Source organism: Beduini massiliensis (assembly GCF_000829905.1).
Taxonomy (GTDB): Bacteria; Bacillota_I; Bacilli_A; order Erysipelotrichales; family Coprobacillaceae; genus Beduini; species Beduini massiliensis.
The window spans coordinates 563560-587730 of sequence record NZ_CDPP01000004.1; the positions used below are offsets into that span (position 1 = coordinate 563560).

General features: G+C 36.4%; 27 protein-coding genes and 1 other annotated feature. Of the genes, 6 read left to right on the forward strand and 21 right to left on the reverse strand.

The genetic code is table 11. The annotated features are described in order from the left end of the window. Positions 1-20: 20 nt before the first annotated feature. The 8 genes from BN1225_RS06565 to aroF are packed head-to-tail and all read right to left on the reverse strand — an operon-like array spanning position 21 to position 7343. A complete protein-coding gene (locus tag BN1225_RS06565; protein ID WP_041138979.1) occupies positions 21-785 on the reverse strand; it encodes a formate/nitrite transporter family protein in 765 nt (254 codons plus the stop codon). A 36-nt stretch (positions 786-821) separates the two neighbouring features. After that, a complete protein-coding gene (locus BN1225_RS06570) occupies positions 822-1265 on the reverse strand; it encodes a GNAT family N-acetyltransferase (RefSeq protein WP_041138980.1) in 444 nt (147 codons plus the stop codon). A gap of 28 nt (positions 1266-1293) precedes the next feature. Beyond that, positions 1294-1788 carry a shikimate kinase gene (locus tag BN1225_RS06575; protein ID WP_041138981.1) on the reverse strand — a complete coding sequence of 165 codons (495 nt, stop codon included), beginning with the start codon at positions 1786-1788 and terminating at the stop codon, positions 1294-1296. Positions 1789-1796: 8 nt separating this feature from the next. After that, positions 1797-2924: a prephenate dehydratase gene (gene pheA / locus BN1225_RS06580; protein ID WP_041138982.1), complete on the reverse strand. Its 1128-nt coding sequence runs from the start codon at positions 2922-2924 to the stop codon at positions 1797-1799. Then, entirely contained in the window at positions 2921-4000 is a 1080-nt protein-coding gene (aroC, locus tag BN1225_RS06585) for a chorismate synthase (protein ID WP_041138983.1), read from the reverse strand. The genes pheA and aroC overlap by 4 nt, the downstream gene beginning before the upstream one ends. Next, the gene (gene aroA / locus BN1225_RS06590; protein ID WP_041138984.1) at positions 3990-5258 is read right to left on the reverse strand and encodes a 3-phosphoshikimate 1-carboxyvinyltransferase; all 1269 of its coding nucleotides are present in this window, start codon (positions 5256-5258) and stop codon (positions 3990-3992) included. Before aroA ends, aroC begins: the two co-directional genes overlap by 11 nt. A gap of 1 nt (position 5259) precedes the next feature. Beyond that, a complete protein-coding gene (gene aroB / locus BN1225_RS06595) occupies positions 5260-6318 on the reverse strand; it encodes a 3-dehydroquinate synthase (RefSeq protein ID WP_041138985.1) in 1059 nt (352 codons plus the stop codon). An 11-nt stretch (positions 6319-6329) separates the two neighbouring features. After that, on the reverse strand, positions 6330-7343 hold the full coding sequence (aroF, locus tag BN1225_RS06600) for a 3-deoxy-7-phosphoheptulonate synthase (RefSeq protein ID WP_041138986.1): 1014 nt from the start codon (positions 7341-7343) through the stop codon (positions 6330-6332). Between the two features lie 67 nt (positions 7344-7410). Next, positions 7411-7660, reverse strand: a binding site (T-box leader). A gap of 240 nt (positions 7661-7900) precedes the next feature. On the opposite strand from aroF, the gene BN1225_RS06605 reads away from it, so the two are divergent. After that, positions 7901-8809 carry a diacylglycerol/lipid kinase family protein gene (locus BN1225_RS06605; protein WP_041138987.1) on the forward strand — a complete coding sequence of 303 codons (909 nt, stop codon included), beginning with the start codon at positions 7901-7903 and terminating at the stop codon, positions 8807-8809. A gap of 140 nt (positions 8810-8949) precedes the next feature. On the opposite strand, the gene trxA is transcribed toward BN1225_RS06605, so the two are convergent. From trxA to BN1225_RS06620, 3 genes are read right to left on the reverse strand one after another with little or no spacing between them, the layout of a single operon-like run. Next, on the reverse strand, positions 8950-9252 hold the full coding sequence (trxA, locus tag BN1225_RS06610; RefSeq protein WP_041138988.1) for a thioredoxin: 303 nt from the start codon (positions 9250-9252) through the stop codon (positions 8950-8952). 48 nt (positions 9253-9300) lie between these two features. Continuing rightward, on the reverse strand, positions 9301-10107 hold the full coding sequence (locus tag BN1225_RS06615; RefSeq protein WP_041138989.1) for a mechanosensitive ion channel family protein: 807 nt from the start codon (positions 10105-10107) through the stop codon (positions 9301-9303). Positions 10108-10142: 35 nt separating this feature from the next. Then, positions 10143-11018, reverse strand: a complete 876-nt coding sequence (locus BN1225_RS06620; RefSeq protein WP_041138990.1) for a DUF975 family protein — start codon at positions 11016-11018, stop codon at positions 10143-10145. Positions 11019-11159: 141 nt separating this feature from the next. On the opposite strand from BN1225_RS06620, the gene BN1225_RS06625 reads away from it, so the two are divergent. The 3 genes from BN1225_RS06625 to BN1225_RS06635 all read left to right on the forward strand — a co-directional run bounded on the left by BN1225_RS06625 (position 11160) and on the right by BN1225_RS06635 (position 14697). Further along, a complete protein-coding gene (locus BN1225_RS06625) occupies positions 11160-12026 on the forward strand; it encodes a DegV family protein (protein WP_041138991.1) in 867 nt (288 codons plus the stop codon). A gap of 95 nt (positions 12027-12121) precedes the next feature. Next, the gene (gene rnjA, locus BN1225_RS06630) at positions 12122-13879 is read left to right on the forward strand and encodes a ribonuclease J1 (protein ID WP_041138992.1); all 1758 of its coding nucleotides are present in this window, start codon (positions 12122-12124) and stop codon (positions 13877-13879) included. Further along, a complete protein-coding gene (locus tag BN1225_RS06635; RefSeq protein WP_052466413.1) occupies positions 13879-14697 on the forward strand; it encodes a metallophosphoesterase in 819 nt (272 codons plus the stop codon). Before rnjA ends, BN1225_RS06635 begins: the two co-directional genes overlap by 1 nt. A gap of 11 nt (positions 14698-14708) precedes the next feature. On the opposite strand, the gene pflA is transcribed toward BN1225_RS06635, so the two are convergent. The 5 genes from pflA to BN1225_RS06660 form a co-directional block, all read right to left on the reverse strand. Further along, positions 14709-15458, reverse strand: coding sequence for a pyruvate formate-lyase-activating protein (pflA, locus tag BN1225_RS06640; protein ID WP_041138994.1), 750 nt, complete (start codon positions 15456-15458; stop codon positions 14709-14711). Positions 15459-15536: 78 nt separating this feature from the next. Then, complete coding sequence (grcA3, locus tag BN1225_RS06645; protein WP_041138995.1) at positions 15537-15776, reverse strand: autonomous glycyl radical cofactor GrcA3; 240 nt, start codon at positions 15774-15776, stop codon at positions 15537-15539. Between the two features lie 15 nt (positions 15777-15791). Then, complete coding sequence (locus tag BN1225_RS06650; protein WP_041138996.1) at positions 15792-15998, reverse strand: hypothetical protein; 207 nt, start codon at positions 15996-15998, stop codon at positions 15792-15794. A gap of 17 nt (positions 15999-16015) precedes the next feature. Beyond that, on the reverse strand, positions 16016-18073 hold the full coding sequence (gene pflB, locus BN1225_RS06655) for a formate C-acetyltransferase (protein ID WP_041138997.1): 2058 nt from the start codon (positions 18071-18073) through the stop codon (positions 16016-16018). Between the two features lie 334 nt (positions 18074-18407). Continuing rightward, entirely contained in the window at positions 18408-18758 is a 351-nt protein-coding gene (locus tag BN1225_RS06660) for a PTS sugar transporter subunit IIB (RefSeq protein WP_041138998.1), read from the reverse strand. Positions 18759-18874: 116 nt separating this feature from the next. Here BN1225_RS06660 and BN1225_RS06665 point away from each other — a divergent pair, with 116 nt between their 5' ends. Then, entirely contained in the window at positions 18875-20056 is a 1182-nt protein-coding gene (locus tag BN1225_RS06665) for an FtsW/RodA/SpoVE family cell cycle protein (RefSeq protein ID WP_041138999.1), read from the forward strand. Positions 20057-20132: 76 nt separating this feature from the next. Here the strand turns inward: BN1225_RS06665 and BN1225_RS06670 are convergent, their stop codons facing one another. Further along, complete coding sequence (locus tag BN1225_RS06670; protein ID WP_041139000.1) at positions 20133-20981, reverse strand: RluA family pseudouridine synthase; 849 nt, start codon at positions 20979-20981, stop codon at positions 20133-20135. Further along, positions 20981-21769, reverse strand: coding sequence for an NAD kinase (locus BN1225_RS06675; RefSeq protein ID WP_041139001.1), 789 nt, complete (start codon positions 21767-21769; stop codon positions 20981-20983). The genes BN1225_RS06670 and BN1225_RS06675 overlap by 1 nt, the downstream gene beginning before the upstream one ends. 87 nt (positions 21770-21856) lie before the next feature. Here BN1225_RS06675 and BN1225_RS06680 point away from each other — a divergent pair, with 87 nt between their 5' ends. After that, complete coding sequence (locus tag BN1225_RS06680) at positions 21857-22432, forward strand: CYTH domain-containing protein (RefSeq protein ID WP_052466415.1); 576 nt, start codon at positions 21857-21859, stop codon at positions 22430-22432. A gap of 1 nt (position 22433) precedes the next feature. On the opposite strand, the gene spx is transcribed toward BN1225_RS06680, so the two are convergent. From spx to BN1225_RS06695, 3 genes are all read right to left on the reverse strand, one after another. Continuing rightward, complete coding sequence (spx, locus tag BN1225_RS06685; RefSeq protein WP_041139002.1) at positions 22434-22877, reverse strand: transcriptional regulator Spx; 444 nt, start codon at positions 22875-22877, stop codon at positions 22434-22436. Positions 22878-22996: 119 nt separating this feature from the next. Beyond that, the gene (locus BN1225_RS06690; RefSeq protein WP_052466417.1) at positions 22997-23581 is read right to left on the reverse strand and encodes a hypothetical protein; all 585 of its coding nucleotides are present in this window, start codon (positions 23579-23581) and stop codon (positions 22997-22999) included. Between the two features lie 108 nt (positions 23582-23689). After that, positions 23690-24157, reverse strand: coding sequence for a competence protein ComK (locus BN1225_RS06695; protein ID WP_041139003.1), 468 nt, complete (start codon positions 24155-24157; stop codon positions 23690-23692). Positions 24158-24171: the final 14 nt, after the last annotated feature.

Sequence of the window (24171 nt, forward strand, 5' to 3'; positions counted from 1 at the left end):
CCTAGAAATAGGTGTCTTTTTTAGTATTTTGTTTTAAACATTAAATAGACAGGAATACCGGCAACGATCGAACCGCCTATGATATTTCCTATAGTTGCAATCAGCATGTGAATGCCCATCAAAGCAAAGGGAGAATTACCGATTCCAAACTGGGTTACACACATCGCAAAGAACCCGCTGTTTGCAATGCAGTGTTCAAATCCCGGCAAAACAAACGCCGCTACAAAAAACATGATCATGACTAAACGAACCATGTCATCTTTCACCTTGATTCCGGCATAACCGGCAATACATACAAGAAAGTTACATAAGATGCCTTTAATCAATAACTGCATAGGTTCAAATGTCAGTTTAGCGTCCATTAATGATTGTAAATAGGTTGGAAAAATCGTATTAAAAGAACCACTTAATATAAAAAGTGATCCAACTGCAAATAAACCTAAAATATTTCCGACAAAACAGATCCACCATGCTGGAATAATATCTAAAAAATGCATCTTTTTATCATAAACCGGGATAATCGTCGTTAAACAATTTCCGGTAAACAACTCCGCCCCTAAGAAACAGATGGCAACCAGGCCGATTCCAAACGTGACCGCAACTGCAATTTTTGAAAATTCAGGATAGTTCGTTGAAAGCAATGCCCCTGCTGAATAAGATAAGATCACCGCTCCTCCTAAATATAACCCTGCCATGATTGAGCGCATGAAATAGCGCATCGGATCATCTTTCGCCATGAGTATTTTATTGATGCCTACACTATTTAATAATTCAATGTCGTTCATTTTATTCCTCCCACGCAAAACTTACAAAATTATAAACTATTTTGTCTCTTTTTGCAATTGCCAATAATAGATTCGCTTATGAGTTTCGCTGACCGTAAATTCTTTTCTTAAATCATTGGGAATCGCTTTTGTTTCAACGAATTCAGCTCCTAATTTTTCTATCGTTTTTTTAGAAGCGATATTATCGGGAGAACAGGTAATTAAAACATGATCATAGCCCAAAGAAAGAATGAATTGTTTTAGGGCAAGACAGGCTTGATAAGCATAATAATGACCTCGGTAAGGCTCATCAATACTGTATCCGATGTGCCCCGCAAATTCATGTTCATTATCACTGCCACAACGAAATACGATACGTCCGATCGATTCTTCAGCAGCTCCTACATAAATATCAAAAATATAGTAAGGCGGCCACCCTTCGATATCTTCGACAAATTCATTTAATGTTAATACAACGTCTTGATAATTTAATTTTTCCATATGCTTTCTCCATAAAAAAGGAGACAATTTACATTGACTCCACATAGTCTGTGATCTGTTTTAAAGTATACTCGATATCATGATTATTATCAATAATGACATCAGCACTTTGATGATACAATGCATTTCTTTCTTGATAGAGCGTGTATAAACGTTCTTTTCCTTCTTTTAATAATGGGCGGGTGCTGGTTTCAATATCCAAAATAATATTTTCAACGTCACGATCCAATAAGAAAATAATTCCGTTCTTTTTTAGTGCTGTGATATTTTCTTGATTTTTAATTACCCCACCACCGGTCGATAGGATGTGTCCGGATAACTGAGCGACTTCTTGACAACAGAGTGTCTCTCTTTCTCTAAAATAAGCTTCACTGATTGAAAACATATCATCAATCGATTGTTTAAACTTCTCCACCAAATAATCATCAATATCAATCAATGGATAATTCAGCTTTTTAGACAACTGCTGTGAGATCGTGGTCTTCCCACTCCCCGGCATGCCAATCAATACTATATTTTTCATATTTCCCCCTAGGATTGCTGATATGTGCCTAACACTCTTAATAATTCCGTATTATACTGCATTTTCGTCAAAGCTTTAATGACGTTAGGATCTTTAATATTTCCCTCAAAATCAATATAGAAATAATATTGCCAAGGTTTTGAATGAATTGGTCTTGATTCAATTCTGACCATATTCAAATGATGATTGCGAATTATATTTAAAATAGTCGCTAATGCTCCTACCTCATGTTTTAATGAACACATGATGCTGATACGATTATAGGCTTCATTGGATTCCAGCTGCTTACCAATAATAATAAAACGTGTATGATTGGTTTTATCTGTATGGATATTTTCTTTTAAAATATTTAGTCCGTAAAGATCAGCCGCTTTTTTAGAGGCGATTGCAGCTTTGGTTTTATCATTTGTCTCCATGACCATTTTCGCCGCCATTGCCGTATTGGGATATGGAAAACGGCGAATATTCGGACAAGTATCTAAAAATTGAATGGATTGTGCTAATCCTTGTGGATGCGAATATACTTCTTGAATATCGGATAATTCCGCTCCCGGCAATGCGAGTAAATGCTGTGCAATCGAGATGCTTTGTTCTCCGACAATATAGAAACCATAATTGCGAATAAGATCATAGACATCATTGATGGCTCCTGTCGATGAATTTTCAATAGGAACAACACCATATTGAATCTCATGCTGATCCAAGGCTTTGAATACATCTTCAAACTGGTCATAATGCATGACATCTACTTTAGATGAGAAATACATCTCTAAAGCTTCCTGTCCGAAAGCTCCTTCTACGCCTTGATATCCCACTTTCAGCATTTCATTTTTAGATAACGGTGTATGTGCTTCAATCTCAAATTTCTCAGGTATGAATTCCGCCTGATAATCTTTAGACAGATCCATGATCGATTGAATAAGCTGAGCCCCATACTCTTTGAGATTTTCCTGTTGAATCTTCTGCTTGCTTTTTTCAATCACTAACTTTTCTCTTTCGGGCTGAAAGATTTCCATATCATGTGCAAGTTTATATAAAATTACGTCTTTGGATACTTGCATACGAGCTTCAAATAAACTCAATAGTTTGGTATCGATTTCATCAATTTCCTGACGACATTCTTCTAATGTTTTCATTGATTTCCCCCCATAGCTTCATAAATGGCAATCGCACACATTGCTTCTACAACGGCAACCGCACGAAATACGATACACGGATCATGTCTCCCTTTAATTTCAATCTCCGTATTTTCCTTTGATTCTACATTGATGGTTGCTTGCTTTTGGGCAATGGATGGCGTTGGTTTAATCCCTACGGTAAAGGTGATGGGCATTCCATTGCTGATACCGCCTACTATTCCGCCATTGTGATTGGTCTTTGTTTTGACTTTGCCCTCTTCATAGTAATATGCATCATTTGCTTGACTGCCCAACATTCGACATAAGTCAAACCCATCTCCGAACGCTAAGCCTTTGACTGCAGGAATAGAGAACATCAAATGAGCAATCGTACTTTCTAATGAATCAAAGAAAGGTTCTCCAATACCGGCAGGCAAACCGATGACGCCACATTCAATTTGTCCGCCTACAGAATCACATTGAGAACGTGCCTGACCCACAATGGCTTCCATTAAAGGAAATACAGTACTATCCAAAACCGGATAAAGCTGTGTGCTTAATTGATTAAGTACGGTTTTGTCTAAAGTTTCATCAAATGAACGATCTTGAACAGACTGAATACTTTTTATATGGGCACCAATATAAATTCCCTGCTGAGCTAAAATCTGTTTTATGACGGCTCCGGCAAACACGATCGGTGCAGTAATTCTTCCGGAAAAATGACCTCCCCCACGAACATCATTATACCCATGATATTTTACATAAGCCGCAAAGTCGCTATGTCCCGGACGCATATGTGTTTCTAATAACGAATAGTCTTTTGAATGCTGATCGGAATTATAAATCACAGCACATAATGGCGCTCCTGTTGTTATGCCATCTTGAATGCCGCTCATGATTTCCACTTGATCTTTTTCTTTACGAGCCGTCGATAATTTATTATTTCCGGGAGCTCGGCGCAGCATTTCCTTTTCTACCAGTGCCATATCTATTTTCAATCCGGCTGGCAGTTTCCCAATATTAATGCCTATCGCTTTTCCATGACTTTCACCGAAAATAGACAACTCTATATTTTTTCCCCAATTAGCACTCATTTGTCATTCCCCCTAATTGTTTGAAATCCTGCCAGAAGCTGGGATAAGATTTCTTCACGCATTCCTTATTATCAATAATGATGTCTGTTTGTGCACAAGTCGAAGCGATGGCCAAAGTCATTGCAATACGATGATCTGCCCAAGCACTTACCTGTCCCCCTTGCAGCTGCGAAACCCCTTCAATAATTAATCCATCTTTAGTTTCAGTCATCTTTGCCCCTAATTTTGAAAGTTCACTGGCTACTGCCGCTAATCGATCACATTCTTTAATACGCAAGCGTTCGGCATGTTCAATTTTAGTAGTTCCTTCCGCAAGACTGGCAGCTAAAGCTAATACCGGAATAACATCCGGACACTGACTGCCATCAATCGTCGTTGCTTTTAATGACTTTGCTTCTACCATGATGAGGTCATTTGCCTGAGTCACTTTCGCTCCCATTCTTTCAAGGATATCAAGGGCTTCTTTATCTCCCTGCAAAGAATCTAAGTTGAGTCCCTTTAAAGCAACCGAATTTCCCAGTGCTCCTGCTACTAAATAAAAGGCTGCTTGAGAATAATCCGCTTCAACATAATAATCATGTGCCTGATAGCGTTGTCGTCCGGCAATGTGGAATTCTTGGTAATGATGATTCACAACCCTAATCCCAAATGTCTCCAGCATCTGCAAAGTAAGATCAATATAGCCAATTGATTCTAATGAAGATGTGATAATAATTTTTGAATCCCCCTCTAGTAATGGCAAGGCAAATAATAAACCACTAATAAACTGGGAACTGACATTCCCCGGCACTTTGAATTCCCCGGCTTTTAATTGTCCCCGAATCTTTAAATCTAACGTTTCTTTCTGATATTGATAAGTGATACCTTGTTCATCAAAGATATCATAAAAAACATTTAAAGGACGTTTCCCTAAATTTCCTTCACCGATAAAACGTACATGGTTTTCATGAATCAACGATACCGGCACCATAAAGCGCAAGGTGGACCCGGATTCCTTACAATCGATCTCACATTGTCGTGAAGTACCCGTTGATGTTCCGTCAATTAATAAATAATCTTCATATGCTTCAATGTGAGCTCCTAATGCCTTCATCGCCTCCATTGTCGCTAAAATATCCTGTGAATACTCGATATGATCAATGCGGCTTTTCCCTTTTGCCAAAGCGGCACAGATAATTGCTCGATGTGCCATGCTTTTTGATGGGGGAATCGCAACTGTCCCATTTAAATGTGTTGGTATAAGTTTGATTTGACTCATGTTAAACCCTTTCTACCCCATCAAAGAATGAAAGATTCGTCGGATAAACGAAGGCTTCTCCTAAATTCTTTAAAAGGATCAATGATAATTTACTGTTAATATTCTTTTTATCTAATTTAATCGTTTGTTTAAGAACATCCATTTCTAAATGACAGGCTGTCGGAAGTTCATAGCGTTCTAATACCGCTTTTATTTTATCAGCCGTATATGCAGGGGTCAGTCCACGCTCTTGAGCAAGCTTGGTCAGCTGATACATTCCAATCGCCACCGCTTCTCCATGGGAGTATTTTTCATAGTGATAATACTGTTCGATCGTATGTGCCAAGGTATGTCCGAAATTCAATACGAGACGATCACCAAAGTCTTTTTCATCATTTTCTACTACTATCCTTTTAATGTCAATACAGCGATAGATAATTTCATCAATATCTTTATAAAGATCGTTAAAATCTTGATAAGACGCGAGTTGATCAAATAAAGAAGCGTCTTTAATGCATCCGTATTTGATGACTTCTCCCATTCCATCATGAATAAATCGTGGTTCTAACGTTTTTAAAACCAATGGATCAATCAGTACCATTTTTGGATGGTGAAAGGCTCCGACAAGATTTTTTCCATCCGGTAAATCGACTGCTACTTTCCCGCCGACACTTGAGTCCACCTGCGCTAACAGCGAGGTTGGAATCTGGACAAAAGGAATACCTCTCATATAGGTAGCCGCCACAAATCCCGCAAGATCACCGATAACACCACCGCCTAAAGCCACGATCAGGTCACTGCGTGTTAAATTAAAATCTAATAAGCGTTTGTAGAGTGCTGGTAAAACATCAAAGCTTTTACTTTTTTCACCATGTGGCATTTCTACAATAGTGACAGCATAATCTTTTTCTAACTGTGATTTAACAGTTTCCCCATAATAATGATTCACCTGATCATCTGTAATAATCGCAATCTTTTTCCCCTGATAGACTGCCCCTATTTTTTCACCGACATGTTCAAGTAACCCCTTTTCAATATAAATGGGATAACTCTTTTCTTTTAAATTTACCAGCATCTCCATAAAACATCCTCCTAAATTTCTTTTCCTATTACTTTAGCGATATCACGCACTTGTTTGATAACCGCTTCAAATTTCTCCGGCTTTAATGATTGTGGTCCGTCACACAGGGCTTTCTCCGGATTATTGTGAACCTCTATCATTAATCCATCGGCTCCCGCTGCCACTGCCGCTCTTGCCATCGGTTCGACTAGCCACCATTTTCCTCCGGCATGACTTGGATCGATAATGATCGGTAAATGAGTCAATTTCTTTACGACCGGTATCGCTTGTAAGTCTAACGTATTTCTTGTATAGGATTCAAAGGTTCGGATTCCTCGTTCACATAAAATGACATTCGGATTCCCTGCTGCCATAATATATTCTGCGGACATGATCCATTCTTCAAATGTTGCCGATAACCCTCTCTTTAATAAGATCGGTCTTTTGGTCTTTCCTAACTGCTTCAATAAATCAAAGTTCTGCATGTTTCTTGCTCCGATTTGGATCAAGTCTACTTTTTCATCGAATTCCTCTAAATGATCAGCGGACATTAATTCCGATACAATCGGCATGCCGACTTCTTTTCCGGCTTTATATAAGATATCCAATCCGCTGGATCCCATCCCTTGGAACGCATAAGGGCTGGTACGAGGTTTAAAAGCACCGCCACGAAGCATATTGGCACCGGCGGCTTTGGCGGCTCTGGCAATTTCAATCACTTGTTCCTCGGATTCAATTGAACAAGGACCGGCAATAACCGCTAAATGGTCCCCTCCGACTTTGACACCTGAGACATCAATGATAGAATCATCTGGATGGAATGCACGGTTTGCTTTCTTATAAGGTTCGGAAACCTTCATGACTCTTTCTACGACTTCATCCACTTCTAAGCTTCTTGGATCAATTTTGGTAGTATCACCAATGATGCCAATAACCGTCATTTCAGATCCTACTACAACTTGCGGCTGTCCCCCTCTTTCTTTGACCATGCCTTCAATTCTTTCAATATCTTCTTTCTTTGTTTTTGGTTTTAATACGATAATCATAATATTTCTCTCCTCTTCTTTCTATAATCCCTGGATAAAATATAAAAAGCTCTCATTCTCTAATTGCTTAGAGGACGAGAGCTATGCTTCGTGTTACCACCTCAGTTTGTAAATATCTCACAATATTTACCTTATCAAGTACGCTAAATTACTTAGTTCATACTCTAACATGATAACGGCATGTAACCGGATATACCTACTATTTTCAGTACTCAACTCCAAGATGAATTCACTATTTTTCATTTGATCCTATCTCACCAACCTAGGACTCTCTTTGCAAATGGCCAATACCTACTATTTCTTTTCACAGTATTTTATCGATAGATTATGCAATAATATTAATACGATTTATTTGCTTTGTCAATTCTTTTATGTAAAATAACAACATCATTGTAATAATTATTGAAATTCAGAAAAACCATATCTTAAAATAAGATTTTTGTATTTTAAGCATGATTCTCTTTGTAAAATCATACTATTTAAGGAACAAAATAATGGCATATTCTTAGAACATTCGACAAAATATATGGTATGATAAATAAAAGGGGGTGAAGCGAATGAAATGTCTGCTGATCGTAAATCCGACATCCGGACGTAAAAATATTCAGGCAACACTGCATGAGCTGGTTGGAAAATTGGTCTTAAAAAAGGTCATTACATCTTTTGAAGTATTCTATACACAAGGTCATCGTGATGCCTATCAGCTTTTATTAACGCTTGCCCCTCATCAATATGATTTGATTATTTCTGTTGGCGGAGATGGAACCCAAAGCGAAGTCATCAATGGAATTATCGACGGCAAATGTGATATTCCACTATACATTCTAGCTGCCGGAACAGTGAATGATCTTTCGCGAGCTTTGAAAATTCCGGAAAAACATGATGATGTAGTGAAAACCATTGCGAAGTTTCACCAGATCAAAATGGATGTTGGTAAAGCAAATCATGTCTATTTCGCCAATGTTTTAGCCGGTGGGATGTTTACCGATATCGGGTTTAAAGTGGATAAAAAGAAAAAGGCGATCTTAGGTCCTTTTGCTTACTACCTAAATGCGATTTTAGATCTTCCTAATCAGCTTAACAGTACAATGGATCTTCATATTGAAATTGACGGAGAAGTCATGGATGAAGAAGCTTACATGTTTTTAGTGACGAATTCCCGCTTAGTCGGTGGGTTTCTGTTAGCTTCACAAGCGGACTTATGTGATGGACTCCTTGATTTATTGGTCGTTAAAAAATGTGAAATTACCGATTTAATTGCTTTATCCAAAGATATTCTTTTAAACAAGCATTTAGAAAGTCCGTTTATTATTTATCGCCAAGCCAAGCATATTCAACTGTCTTCTTCTAAATCGATTACGTTGGATATCGACGGAGAACAGGCAAATGAACTGCCAATTGATATATCTGTCGCTCCTCAGGCTATCAAGATCATCACACCAAAAACTAGAAAAACAAAAAAGTAACTTAATTTTGAAGTGAACCCCAAAGTTTGGACACCTAAACAAGGAGGTTCACTTTTTATATGAAGTAAATTTAATCTTCGTTCATTTTCGTTTTTGTCTATTTTCAACCTCTAAATAAAAAAGTGGGAAAACCCACTCTTTTAATATTTTGATAACAGATTTCTTAATTGCGGTTCACCGGTAAAACCAACTTGAGTTTCAACAGGTTGTCCATCTTTAAACATCACTAAAGTTGGAATAGATTGAACGCCATAACGTCCTGCAACATCAGGAGATTGGTCAACATCTACTTTGATAATTTTCACATTTGTATACTCACCAGATAATTTCTCTAATACCGGAGCAATCATCTTACATGGTCCGCACCATGTAGCAAAGAAATCTACTAACACTGCTCCTGTTGAAATTTCTTGATCGAATTCATTTGAATTTACGATTTTCATCTTTATCACCTCTATACATATTATGCCAAAGTATCTGAATTTAATCAATTAATTTGCTTTAAGAGTAACATCTAACTGATTAAATGGAATTTGAATACCTTCTTTATCAAAAGCGGCTTTTACTTGTTCCAACATATCAAAGCGGAAATCAACAAAATCATCATTTTCACACCACGCTCTTAATAGTACTTGTACACTACTGTCTTTATATCCGGATACTCGGATAAGGGGTTCGGGATTTTTGAGTGCTTTTGGATGAGACAAAATAACATCACGAATAACTGCTTTTACTTTTTCAATATCGGCATCATAAGCTACATCAAACGTTAATTCTAAACGACGATGCTCTTCCTGCGTACTGTTAACGATGATGTTTTGAGTCATTTGTGAATTAGGCACAACAATCCGTTTATTGTCGATTGTGTTAAGTACCGTAAACATCACTTGAATTTCTTTGACCGTTCCGGCAAACTGATTTACCTCAATATAATCTCCTGCCATAAACGGCTTTGTAAATAAAATAATAATCCCACTTACAAAGTTGCTTAGATTATCTTTGAATCCCAGAGCTAAAGCGGCTCCAGCTGTTCCGAAGATTGCAAATAATGAGGCTGTCGGAAATCCTAATGCACCGATTGCACTAATAATGACCACTACTTTTAAACCGCTGTTGATGACTGAACGTACAAATGAAATCAATGTCAGCTCAATCTTAGCACGGTTCATTGCCTTCACAATAAATTTTGTGACAAACTGTGACAGATAAAGTCCAATGACCAATACTAAAACGGCTGAAAAACACTTCTCACCTAATTCTAATCCTTTTGTGATTAAAAAGTCGATAACTTGTTCCATGTTCCCTCCTAGACTAAAAATAAGCGATAAATCGCTTATTTAGCTACAGCTTCACTCTCTTTAACAACTTGCTTATAAAAGACCGTGATCGCTAATTGTAATTTAACTTTATAGATCATCACCGCAAATGTGATAGAGGCTAATGCAATCAGAATCGTCATCACACAAGCTAAGATAAAACTTAATGATGGCAGCATCCCAATCAATTGTGTAAACCCATTTGTTAAGGCTATATTAGCCAAAGTAATTGCGATCAATGCCCCAAGATAAGGAATAGCGAAACGAAGAAGAAGTGTAATATACGCCCATGTTCTTCCCTTCATCCCTTTCCAAGATGCTGAAAGTGATTCAAACAATGAATAGTCTTTATCTACGGCATAATAATAAGTTAATGCAAATTTAATTTCCAAGAATAATCCAACCGCCATTGCAATCGCAAAACCAATCAGCATCCCTGCAGGAATCAGCCATTGAATTAAATTATTAGAATCCGTTGTTTTAATAAAATCAATACTTCCGGTTAACAACGCTCTGATACATGCAAAGACATGTTCAACATCTCCGGAAAAAGCAACCATCGAACCTAAAATAATTAAGATCTGAATGATCACGATGATCAGTCTTTTCCCAACAAACACAGAAAATGCACTCGGATATTCTTTAAGTCCCATCAATGTATAATTTAATGTAGTTACTTCTTTTGCTTTTCTATCGTAAGCTTTTAATGATGCACGAATCGTTCCTAATTCCAATGTCTCCATCAGTACAGATAAGATCATAAATGGAATAAAGTAAGAAAATCCCCCAAGAATTCCTAATATTGCACCAACCGCTAAAAATGTTCCTGATATATAATGTGAACTTTTTTGATATAAGAAATTGGCCTGTTCCTTTATTTCTTTTGTATTCAATTCTATTCCCTCCTGCCATTTACACCATATTATATCATAAAATTACTGTGTTTCCACTAAAATAATAATTTTGATAAAAATAAAAAACGTTGTGTAAACATGTTATTTTTGATATGATGATTAAGTTAGGAGGAATCTTCTATGAAAAAAATCGCAATCGTAACCGACAGTAATTCAAGCATTTCTCAAAAAGAAGGAAAAGAGCTGGGAATTTCTATTATTCCAATGCCTTTTACTATCAATGGGAAAGAATATTTTGAAGATATTAACTTAAGTTCAGATGAATTTTTTGAGTTGCTGGAAAGTGGAAATAAAGTATTTACTTCACAGCCCTCTGCTGGAAACATTACGGCTTTATGGGACGAACTTTTAGAAGAATATGACGAGATCTTACATATGCCAATGTCAAGTGGATTAAGTGGTTCTTGTCAAACAGCAATGCTATTAGCAGAGGAATATAAAGGAAAAGTATTCGTTGTGAATAATCAGCGTATTTCGATTACTTTGAAACATGATGTATTAGAAGCATTAAAGCTGATTGATCAGGGAAAAGACGCTCAATATATAAAAGATATATTAGAAGTCAATAAATTTAATTCAACCATTTATATTACGGTTCCAACCTTGGAATATTTAAAACGTGGCGGACGTTTAACACCGTTAGCGGCAGCTTTAGGCGGTCTGTTGAAACTAAAACCTATTTTAACGATTCAAGGAGAAAAGCTTGATGCTTTTGAAAAGACACGTACAATGGCAAAAGCACATAAAATTATGGCAGAAGCCCTAGTAAAAGATATTAATGAAAAATTAGATCCCAAAGGAAAAGGTGCGAATTGTAATATCTATGTCGCATATACTAAAGATGAACAAATCGCTAGAGATATGGTTGAATATTTAAAAGAATATTTTCCAAATAATGTTATTACTTATGCTCCACTGTCGTTATCAATTGCATGTCATACAGGACCTAATGCAATCGGAATCGGTGCTTGTTTGAACATTGACTAGAGGTTAACTCTAGTTTTTTATTCTTTTCTATAAAAGAATGGCTGGAATTATGCTATAATTTATGGAGATGAAAAATTTAAAAAAGAGGTGAAATCATGCCAACAGAAAAAGTTGCAAATAAAGAAAAAAATAATAAAGCTGCACAACATGCGTCTAAGAAGCGTCCTCTTGCTGGCACTAAAGAACCTAGATATACACATGAAACAAAAGTATATGCTTTAGGTGGTTTAGGGGAAGTCGGTAAGAATATGTACTGCATCGAACATGATAATGAAATCATCATTATTGATGCCGGTGTTAAATTTGCTGAGGAAGGATTACCAGGAATCGATTATATCATTCCCGATTATTCTTATCTTGTAAAAAATCAAAAGAAAATCAAAGCCTTATTGATTACTCATGGACATGAAGATCATATCGGAGGAATTCCTTTCTTACTTCAGTTAGTAACGGTTCCTTTCATATATGCTTCTCCATTAGCGAGTGCGTTAATCAAGCGTAAATTAGAAGAAAGAAAACTGACAAAAGCTTCTAAAATAATAGAAATTGACGATTCTTCAAGAGTTGAAACAAAGTTCTTCAACATTGGTTTCTTTAGAACAAACCACTCGATCCCGGAATCTGTCGGGATTATCATCAATACGCCTAACGGACGTATTGTCACTACCGGGGACTTTAAATTTGACTTGACGCCGGTTGGTGAACCTGCGGACTTCCAAAAAATGTCCTTCTTAGGGACCACCGGAGTGACACTTTTAATGAGTGATTCAACAAATGCGGAAGTACCGACTTTCTCACTGAGTGAAAAAGTGGTAGCCAATTCTATCCAAAATGAATTCAGAAAAACGGAAGGGCGTATCATTGTGGCGACTTTCGCATCCAATGTCGATCGTGTTCAGCAGATCGTTCAGGCTGCTGTGAAATTTGATCGCCGCATCCTTGTGTTTGGGCGTTCAATGGAAAACGTTATTCAAACATCTCGTAAGTTAGGTCATATTAAATGTCCAGATCGCTACTTTATTAAAAGTGATGAAGCGAAAAAATTTCCTGACAGTCAGCTATTGATCTTATGTACCGGAAGTCAAGGCGAACCATTAGCGGCTTTATCACGTATCGCTGCCGGAACACATAAATTCATTCGTATCAAACCAACCGATACAATTATCTTCTCATCAAGCCCAATTCCCGGAAATGCAGCAAGCATCAACCGTGTGGTCAACAAACTCTTTAGACTGGGAGCACGTGTTTTAACGCATTCTCCTTTAAACAGTTTGCATACCTCAGGACATGCTTCTCAGGAAGAACAAAAATTGATGCTTCTTTTAACCAGTCCGAAGTATTTCTTCCCTGTGCATGGTGAATACCGCATGCTTAAAATTCATAGCGAATTAGCACATGATGTCGGGATTCCTAAAGAAAATACCTTCGTTCTTTCAAACGGAGACGTTATTATACTAAAAGACGGAGAAGCACGTTTAGGTAACCGTATCCATGCCGATGATATTTATGTTGACGGAAATGATATTACCGGATTATCTACTGCTGTATTAAGAGATCGTCAGATCTTATCAGAAGATGGGATGGTATCGATTCTGATCAGTATGGATTCACGTACAGGTAAATTATTGGCTCGTCCGGTTATCGTATCGCGTGGATTTGTCTATATGAAAGACAGTTATCAATTAATTAAGGAAGCCGAACGTTTAGTACAGGACGCTTTAAATAAATTATTGGCAGGAAAGACGACATTCAGTGAAATTAAGAACACCATTCGTGATACGTTAAGTCCATATTTCTATCGTAAAACGAAAAGAAATCCAATGATCATTCCGGTGATCATGAATAAAAAATAATGAAGAAACTTCATTACTTAAAAGTAATTGTCATATTATTGCTGATCGCAGTGATAGGAGTAACCGCTTATTTAAGCTTTTATAAAACTCCTTATGCGATCAGTCTTTCTAAACACGAAGTCGTCCATACAGATCTGCCCGAAGGTTTTAACAATTTCAAAGTAGGATATTTCTCTGATCTTGATTTAAAAGATAATGATGATATTACACGACTTAAAAAAATAGTAGAAAAAATCAATGCACAGAATTTTGATTTAGTTTTATTTGGCGGTGATATCTATGACGAACAGATTATCAGCAGTGATGAAGTCAGTCAGCTTTTAAATCAGATTACAGCTAAATATGGAAAGTTCGCTGTGTTGGGGGAAAAAGATTATACCAGTGTTAATGATACAACCAACATCTTGCAGCTTGGCGGCTTTGAAGTTTTGTCAAACGAAGCACGTTCGATTTACTATAATAACAGTTCAATTACTTTATTCGGTTTGGAATCTGCTGATAATTTAAGTACTTTAATAAATGCCAACAACAGTGGAAATTATAAGATTGCTTTAGTGCATCAGCCCGATTTCTTTACGAATACGGTCGGTAAAGATATTGAATTACAGTTATCAGGGCATTCTCATGGCGGTTATATCTATCTTCCGTTTTTAGGACCTTTAATCACAGTGGATGGGGCAAAAGCCTATAATCATGGTCGTTATGACTCAGGGGCATCTACCTTGATTGTTTCTAATGGATTAGGAATGGAAAGCGGACAGTCTGCACGTCTGTTCTGTACTCCGGATATCCTGCAAGTCACACTGAAAAAGAAATAGAGGAGCAAATTTTATTGCCCCTCTTTTTTACGGTCTTTATAGCCTTTTAAAACAACTTTACGTGCTTCAATCGCTTCTGATTTATCCAATGCCAAAATTCCCTCTAGTGGGTAATCTAACCCTAAGCTTTTATATTTATTAATTCCCATTGTATGATAAGGCAGAATATCCAATGCTTTAATATTGTGGAACTGCCCGATATAGTATCCCAGCTGATAAAGATAGTCATCGTTTTGTGTGATTGTCGGAACAACCACATGACGAATCCATACTTCTTTGCCAATTTCATCAAGATAAGTCAAAAAGTCTAAGATGCGATTATTTTTCTGATGTGTCAATTTGATATGCTCCTGTGGATCAATATGCTTAATATCCAACATCACCAGATCTGTCACTGCCATCAAACGATTCATCTTTTCCAACGCTTTTTCTTCTCTGGAGAAAGTAATGCCCGATGTATCTAAGCAGGTATGAATCCCTTTTGCTTTAGCTTTAGTAAACAGGTCGGTCACAAAATCCATTTGCATTAAAGGTTCTCCGCCAGTAACCGTCAGCCCGCCTTCCTTATAAAAAGATTTATTTTCATCATAAGCCTCTAATATTTCTTCCGTTGTCATCTTATTGCCGGTATTCAATTCCCAAGTATCCGGATTATGACAATACAAACAGCGCATCGGACATCCTTGAGTAAACACGACAAAGCGAATCCCCGGTCCGTCAACAGTACCAAATGATTCAGTTGAATGTATATATCCTTCCATTACGCGCCCTCCATTCTTATTTCACTATACCCATTATAGCATTATTTAATTTAAAAAGGGAGCTAAGCTCCCTTTTAATTACATTGAATCGTGGAAAGTACGTGCGATAACGTCATCTTGTTGTTCTTTTGTAAGTTTAACGAAGTTAACTGCATATCCTGATACACGGATTGTTAATTGTGGATAGTTTTCAGGGTGTGCCTGAGCATCTAATAATGTTTCTTTAGTAAAAACATTAACGTTTAAATGATGTCCACCTTTTTCAACATAACCATCTAATAAAGATACTAAATTATCGATTTGAGCTTGATTTGCCATAGTAATCCCCTCCTATTAAAATTCGTCGTCTTCATCTGTAAAGAATGTTGGAATCTGGCATGCAGACTGCACACCACATGTATCCAATCCTTTCTTTACTTCTATCTTATCAACATTGAATTCTTCGCTGTCATCATTGAATTGAACATTCATATGACCACCGCCATCCTCAACAAATTGATCTAACATTTTAATTAATTCTTCTACTTTTTTTTCGTTCAAAAGAATCGCTTCCTTTATTATTTATCTTCTAAATCAATGTCAATATCCAAGTCACCAACAAATACTTGATCATCTTTACCTAAAGCACCCGGAATGATTGAGAAAGTGTTAGAAATACCATCTTGTGCATCTTTGAATGGTAATTTTGCTACTGAAGCAAGAGATGCAACAGCACCATGAGTATCTCTGCGATGCATTGGGTTTGCACCTGGAGCAAATGGTTCCCCTTTCTTTCTGCCATCTGGTGTACTTCCTGTTGCTTTACCATAAACAACGTTAGAAGTAATCGTTAAGATAGATGTTGTAGGCACACTGTCACGGTAAGTATGATGAGATCTTACTTTATCCATGAAAGTTTTTACTAACCAAGTAGCAATTTCATCTGCTTTATCATCATTATTACCATATTTAGGGAAGTCACCTTCAGTGATGAAATCTGTTACGATACCATCTTCATCTCTTACACATTTAACTTTTGCATATTTGATAGCTGATAATGAATCGGCTACTACTGAAAGACCGGCGATCCCTGTAGCAAAGTAACGTTTAACATCTCTGTCATGTAAAGCCATTTGGATTCTTTCATAACAGTATTTATCATGCATGTAATGGATGATATTTAATGAGTTCACATAAACACCAGCTAACCAGTCCATCATATCTTCATATTTAGATACAACATCATTGAAATCTAAATATTCTCCTTCAACAGGTCTGAATTTAGGACCAACTTGTTTTTTAGACACTTCATCAACACCACCGTTGATGGCATATAATAAACATTTAGCTAAGTTAGCACGGGCTCCGAAGAACTGCATTTCTTTACCAACAACCATTGAAGATACACAGCATGCGATTGCATAATCATCACCATGAGTCACTCTCATTAAATCATCATTTTCATATTGGATTGAAGATGATTTGATTGACATGCTTGCACAGTATGCTTTGAAGTTAGCAGGTAAACGAGTTGACCATAAAACCGTTAAGTTTGGTTCTGGTGCAGCACCTAAGTTGTCTAATGTGTGTAAATATCTGAATGATGTTCTTGTTACCATAGGACGTCCATCGATACCCACACCACCGATTGATTCAGTTACCCATTGTGGATCTCCTGAGAATAACGCATTGTAATCAGGAGTACGAGCGAATTTGATCAATCTTAATTTCATGATGAAATGATCCACTAATTCTTGTGCTTCTTCTTCAGTTAAAACCCCGTTTTTAATATCTCTTTCGATATAGATATCGATGAAAGTTGACGTTCTACCTAAAGACATCGCAGCCCCGTTTTGTTCCTTAACTGATGCTAAGTAACCAAAATACAACCATTGAATCGCTTCTTTAGCAGTTGTTGCTGGTTTTGAGATATCGAAACCATAGATTTTTCCTAATTCTTTTAATTCACCTAAAGCTCTGATTTGTTCGCTTAATTCTTCACGCAAACGAATATTTTTACTATTCATACGTGCAACATGTGATGTAGCGAACTGTTCTTTTTTATCTTCAATTAAGCGATCGACTCCATATAAAGCAACACGTCTGTAGTCTCCAATAATACGTCCACGTCCATAGGCATCAGGTAATCCAGTAATGATATGAGAAGATCTGCATGCTCTCATTTCTGGAGTATAAACATCGAATACACCTTGGTTATGTGTTTTTCTGTATTTTGTAAAAATATTAACAACTTCAGGATCTACTTCGTATCCATTATCTGCACATGCTTGCTGTGCCATACGAATTCCACCAAAAGGCTGTAAAGATCTTTTAAAAGGTTTTTCAGTTTGGAAACCAACGATCTTTTCTTTTGATTTATCTAAGTAACCTGCGTCATGTGATGTGATTGTAGATACTACTTTAGTATCCATATCTAATACACCGCCAGCATCTCTTTCCTTAGCAGTTAAATCCATAACTTGATCCCATAATTCTAAAGTAGCTTTAGTAGGTCCAGCTAAGAATGATTCATCTCCTGTGTAAGGTGTGTAGTTTAATTGGATGAAATCTCTTAAGTTGATTTCAGAAGTCCATTTACCTTCTACAAACCCTTCCCATGCATTTGTTAAACTCATGTGTTTAAACCCCCTGTTTGATTTTTTATTTTTCCTAGTCAATTATAGCACCGCCAAAATATGAATACAACAAATTTATTACAATTTTAAAAAATTATTAGTATTTCATAACAGAGTGCTAGAAATGATAAATAAAACGCTGTAAAAGAAGATAATTAAAAGTGATCACACTATTAATGTATCAGATAATAATTCCTATTACCACTTATTTGCTTGTTTATTTTTATAGCCAAATCCCGCTCTTTTCAGCATGTTAATTATATCACAATAGACTTATATCGACAATTAAAAGCATTCAAAACTATATAAAAAACTGCCTGGAATGGCAGTATATTTAAACTTTCGCTTTCATTTCATTTTCAATCGCCTGAGAAGTTTTCCCAAAGATCATTGATACCTTATTTTCGTTTTGAACGATCCCACTGGCACCTAAAGCTTTTATTTTTTCTGCTTCAATAACTTTTGAATCTTTAAGTTCAACAGTTACTTTTGACATTGAACTGCTGATTGCTTGGATATTGCCATTACCGCCAAGGGCTGATAATAATTCATCAATATTCACCCCGGATTTAGCTATTGCTTTCTGTTTTGGCTTCTTATTCTTTAAATAAAAACGAATGCCTAAAAGAAGCAATGCTGCAGCGATTACGCCTAAAGCTATATATAAATAAAGTTCATTTCCCATTTTCATGTATCCTTTCTTACGGTATTCTTTGTATTTTCTTCAATTTATAGTATACTATAGTCTAGAGGTGAAGGAAACATGAAAATAGAGAATTTTAAATTACGAGGAAGAACTCCGTGGATGTAGAAAAGAAGCAATATTTTCATCGGCCGCTGCTAGTGATCATGATTATTGTCGCACTCATCAGCTGTATTGCAATCGCCTCCGCAAAACCTCTTATTACCTATCCAAATCCCGGTGGGTATTGGTCAAAACAATTACAATGGTACATCATTGGCTTTGTTGCCATGTATGCTGTTTATAAATTCGGAAGTGACAGGATCTATTCGTGTATATGGATCATCTATTGGATATTGATGTTCTCACTTCTCTTACTAGCGTTGAAACACCGCTTTGGCTTACCAGTTCCTTTCGCTAAAAATGTGAATGGGGCTACAAGTTGGTTTAGCTTTCCTGGAGGTGGTGTGCAGCCAAGTGAGTTTATGAAGATGGCGATCATTATAGTGCTTTCTAAAATCGTTCAAGAGCATAATGAACAATATACACTGCACACTTTTGAAACGGACTGTAAATTACTGGCTAAAGTTGCCGCAGTCTCTTTACCGCCATGCCTTTTGATCTATCTGCAAAATGATGCCGGTGTTACGATGATCATAGCTGTATCGGTAATCTTCTTATTATTTGCCAGCGGTTTGCAGATGCGTTGGTTTATCGTAGGAGTAAGTCTTCTCCTTATCGGAATATTAGTTATCGTTTATATCTTCCTATATAATCAGGAATTGTTTAAATCGATCTTTAGCGGACATAAGGCAGGACGTTTCTATGGCTGGCTGGATCCTGAGGGCACCTACGGACAGGAGGGATATCAATTATTCAATGCACTGTTATCCTATGGAACTGCTTCAATTTTTGGACATGGCTTCCAATCCGTTGTGATGAACTTCCCCGAAGCTCATACAGACTTCATCTTCGCTGTCATTTGTCAGGGGGGAGGGTTGATTGCCGGAATCACAGTCCTGACAGCAATTGTCTCTTTAGACATTACCATTTTAAAAATAGGAATTCAAGCTGATGAAAAAGGACGTTGTCTTACGACCGGTCTATTTGGGTTGTTGTTCATTCAACAGATCTGGAATATCTTCATGATTACAGGTTTAATGCCGATTACCGGAATTACATTGCCTTTTATTTCTTATGGCGGATCGTCGCTTTTATCCTATATGTTGATTATCGGAATGATTTTCGACATTGAGAAACAGAACCGAATTAAACATAGTAAACTTCATAATTATGAATAAAACCGCTAAACAGCGGTTTTTATTATACTATCGATTTTTAACTATTATTTCTTTCATTATTTGATGTGACCTGCCATCAATCAGATTGATAATACGCTTCATCTATAGGCCTCTCTTCAACAAACATCAACACTTGTTTTGTTATCGGATGAGTAAACCGCAGCTGATAACTATGAAGATAATATGTGCCAGCCGAATTACGGATATCGCCATATAAACGATCCCCGATCAAAGGATGACCAATAGCGGATAAATGCACACGGATCTGATGGGTTCTTCCCGTTTCTAACCGACATTCCACAAGACTGAAATGTTCTCCCTGTTTTAAAACATGACAATGTGTAACAGATGGTTTGCCAGCAGGTAAAATTTCCCTGCGGACATGGCGGCTCAACCGTCCAATAGGTAAATCAATCGTTTGATCGCTGACCTGACCATAAGCTAATGCCATATATTTTCTTTCGATATACTCCCTACTTAACAAATAATGGATATAACGATATTTTGCCACAATCAAAAGTCCACTGGTTTCCCGATCTAACCGATTGACAAAGTGTATCGTACTATCTAAGCCTATACTTTCATAATAAGCAATAAGACCATTAGCTAAAGTTTGATCATGATAGCGATGATCAGGAATACAGGGCATCATTGCCGGTTTATTCACGACCAATAAATACTCATCTTCGTAAAGAATATCTAGATCCATTTTGGCTGGTGTCAGTTGTTTCCCTCGTTTTTCTTCCGGGAAAATAATTTCCAACATATCCTCTTTTCTTAGTAAACAGCGAACCGTCACATGTTCCCCATTCACCCTCAAATCTCCATTATTTTTTATCGCCGATAAAAGTTTCTCCGAAATATCATGTTCAGCAATAAACTCGCGCAGTTGCTGATCCTGCTTGATCTTAAATTTCAGTTTCATTAACTGATGAATGAGCGCTTAATACGACTGATAAAGGTAAGTGGACGATATTGGATGCATTGAACAGAATGTGAAGATAAAGACACATTAATTTTTTTAAACGGTTTCAAGTTATAAGAATATTGATCGATCCCAATAAAAACACCATCAAAACGATCACAAGTCAATGTCACTGTCTGTTCTTTTCCAAGTACGATACTTGAGCCCAATGATCGATAGGCATTGTGCTGTATTCCCGCTACTTCAGACAACTGCATGACCTCTAAATCAGGATGAATGACTGCACCTCCTAATGATTTATTATAAGCTGTTGATCCCGAAGGAGTGCTAATGCAAAGCCCATTTCCTCTAAATGTTTCCAAGTGTTCCTCATTAATATAAACGTGAAGCACCTGTGTATAATGTGGGTTTTCAATACGCATCTCATTTAAAGCATAATACTGTGCAGTTCCATTTTCGTCAATGACCTCAACATCCAGCACTGCACGCTTATTAATCGTATACTCTCCTTTTTTAATATCCGCCACAAGTTCATCGATTTCATCAGCTAAATAATCTGTATAAAAACCTAAGGTTCCGGTATGAACGCCGATAAAATAAACTTGATCAACTAAATGGAAATATTCATGCAAGGCATACAACATTGTTCCATCTCCGCCAATACTAATGATGAGGTCAGGTTCGCTTTCATTATATTCCAGTATACCATTTAATTTCTCTTTTAATATATTTGCTATGTTTTGAGATTTTTCATCTTGCTTTACGACCATTAAATAACTCTTTATCATTCTATCACCGCCATTTAGTCATATTATATACTATCTTACTTTAAAATCCTAGCTTTCTTCTATATAATATAAGGAGAGGTGAAGCGTATGAATAAAAACATTGAAATTGAATATAAACTGCTTTTAACTAAGGAACAGTATGATATGTTGAAACCCTTGTTTAAAGGTCCTGCATATCAGCAGACAAACTACTATTTTGATACGAAAGAAGAAAAACTAAGATTAGCTCGTATTACTTTACGTGTTCGTTTAAAAGATGATCATTATGAGTTTACTTTAAAACGTTCCGGTGCTGTTGGTTTAGATGAATTTAATGAAAACATCTCAAAAGAGGACTTCCTGCATTTAATTCATAATGAAGAAATTGACAGTGAAATTTTAGAATTACTGAAAGAATATCATATTACATTGAAAGATCTTTGTCAGATCTATACATTACAGACTTATCGATATGACCTTCCTTACAAAAACGGTCTCTTATCTTTAGATAAAAGTGAGTATCTAGGAGTAACTGATTATGAAATAGAATATGAAGTCACTAAAACTGAAAACGCAATAGAAAATTTCAATGCCTTTTTAAAGACTGCTAATGTCACATACGTTGAAAACTGTAAAGGAAAAAGACACCGCCTGTGCGATGTCTTATATGGAACACCACAGTAGGTTACTGCTGTGGTATTATTTTTGGTTGAACACGTAATTTTGGATCACTGAACTGAGGACAAGCCACATGCTCACATTCTGCTAATTTTCTTAATTCCCGAGGAATAAAGGCTCTGATCTCCTCGCTGTTAAATCCCACCTGAAAACGTCTTTCATCCATGATGATGGGTCTTTTTAAGACGGATGGATTATTTTGAATGAATTCTATCAACTCATTGGTCGTCATATCATTGACATCCACTCTATTTTCCTTAATAATTTTAGAACGTTTTGAAATAATATCATCTGTCCCATTCTCTGAACGTTCCAGCAATTCTCTCAATTCATTTTTTCTCAATAATGTAGAAAATATATTTTTTTCCACATAAGGTATGTTTTGTTCTTTCAGCCAAGATTTTACCTTACGACAAGAGGCACAACTTGGAGCCGTATATATTCTAATCATAATTTCAACTCCTTTGCTTTAGTTAATAATACATCAAATCCTATCATTTGACTATGATTATTTTCAGCTTCTGCATTAATACTACATTACAATTATAAACTGAAAATGAATTAAATAAACTAAATTAAATATAATAATTTATAAAGATATTCGTGATAATTCAAATAACCGCTTTTTAACTGCTTTAAAATACGTTTATAAGCCTTATTCGGATCACTTTCTTCTATTAAATAAAGCTGTGTATAAATGCTGAGGAGTTTTCTTGGCTGATATTGATACAATAACTCAATCTTTTGTACGAGGTATTGTTTTTTTATTCTTTCGGCTCTGGTTAAGCCATATTCTTTGTTTTCACAATAATCCTGAACTGTATAAAGAAGTGAATGGGTAGGTAAAGTTTTAATGATATCACCGATCTCATTACGCTTATCATATGTGAGAACACTGCGATATTTCAAGTGTCCGTTATGATCTAATTCAATTGCGATTGCATAGGTTTCATTTGCGACAATAAATTCGTTGCTGGTTCGTTCCATGGAAATCGTTACGATGTTGTTGAAAAGATCATTTAAACATAATTCATCCACACGAATTAAATTGATTTCATCAATTAATTCTAAATCATCGTCTTCTTTCCATTCATATGGCTCTAAGAGTTCTTCATCATAAAGAGACCAATTGACTAAGACATTTTTTATTTTCATTTTCATCACCCGTACTCATGTATATGCTTTCTAGCTATAAATATTCGATAAAGTCCTTATTTGACTTAGAAAGCGACACTTTTAGCCAATAAAAAAGATTATTCGCAGTTAGGAATAATCTTTCAATATTGATTGCATTTTTTCTACAGTAATTTCATTACCGAATATAGGTATTTCCGGTTTTAAATCAAACATATTCTTATAAGCAATTGCACTGCTTAAAAGCTTGCTCCATTGAAAAGCTGTGATGTTTTCGTTGAGTAAAGCATTAAATTCCTCTCGAACATGATGTAAGCAATAATGAAGTGAAACCCAAATACATTTTTGATTACGATATGAACCGGTCGGGATTAAAATATTCAATCCCTGTTCTGTATAGTAGCTAATTGGCTTTTTATATCGTCCTTCTCCAAGAATCCCTTTACTGGATTGCTGAATAGATGAAAATGACAACAGCAATGGCTTTAAATAATCATCCATCACTTTTTCTACCGGTTGTTCATAATAAAAAATCTGGCTTTCTGATGTCACAACGATGCAATGTGCAGAATTCACTTTAAATAAAATATCAATCATTTTAACTCCCCTTT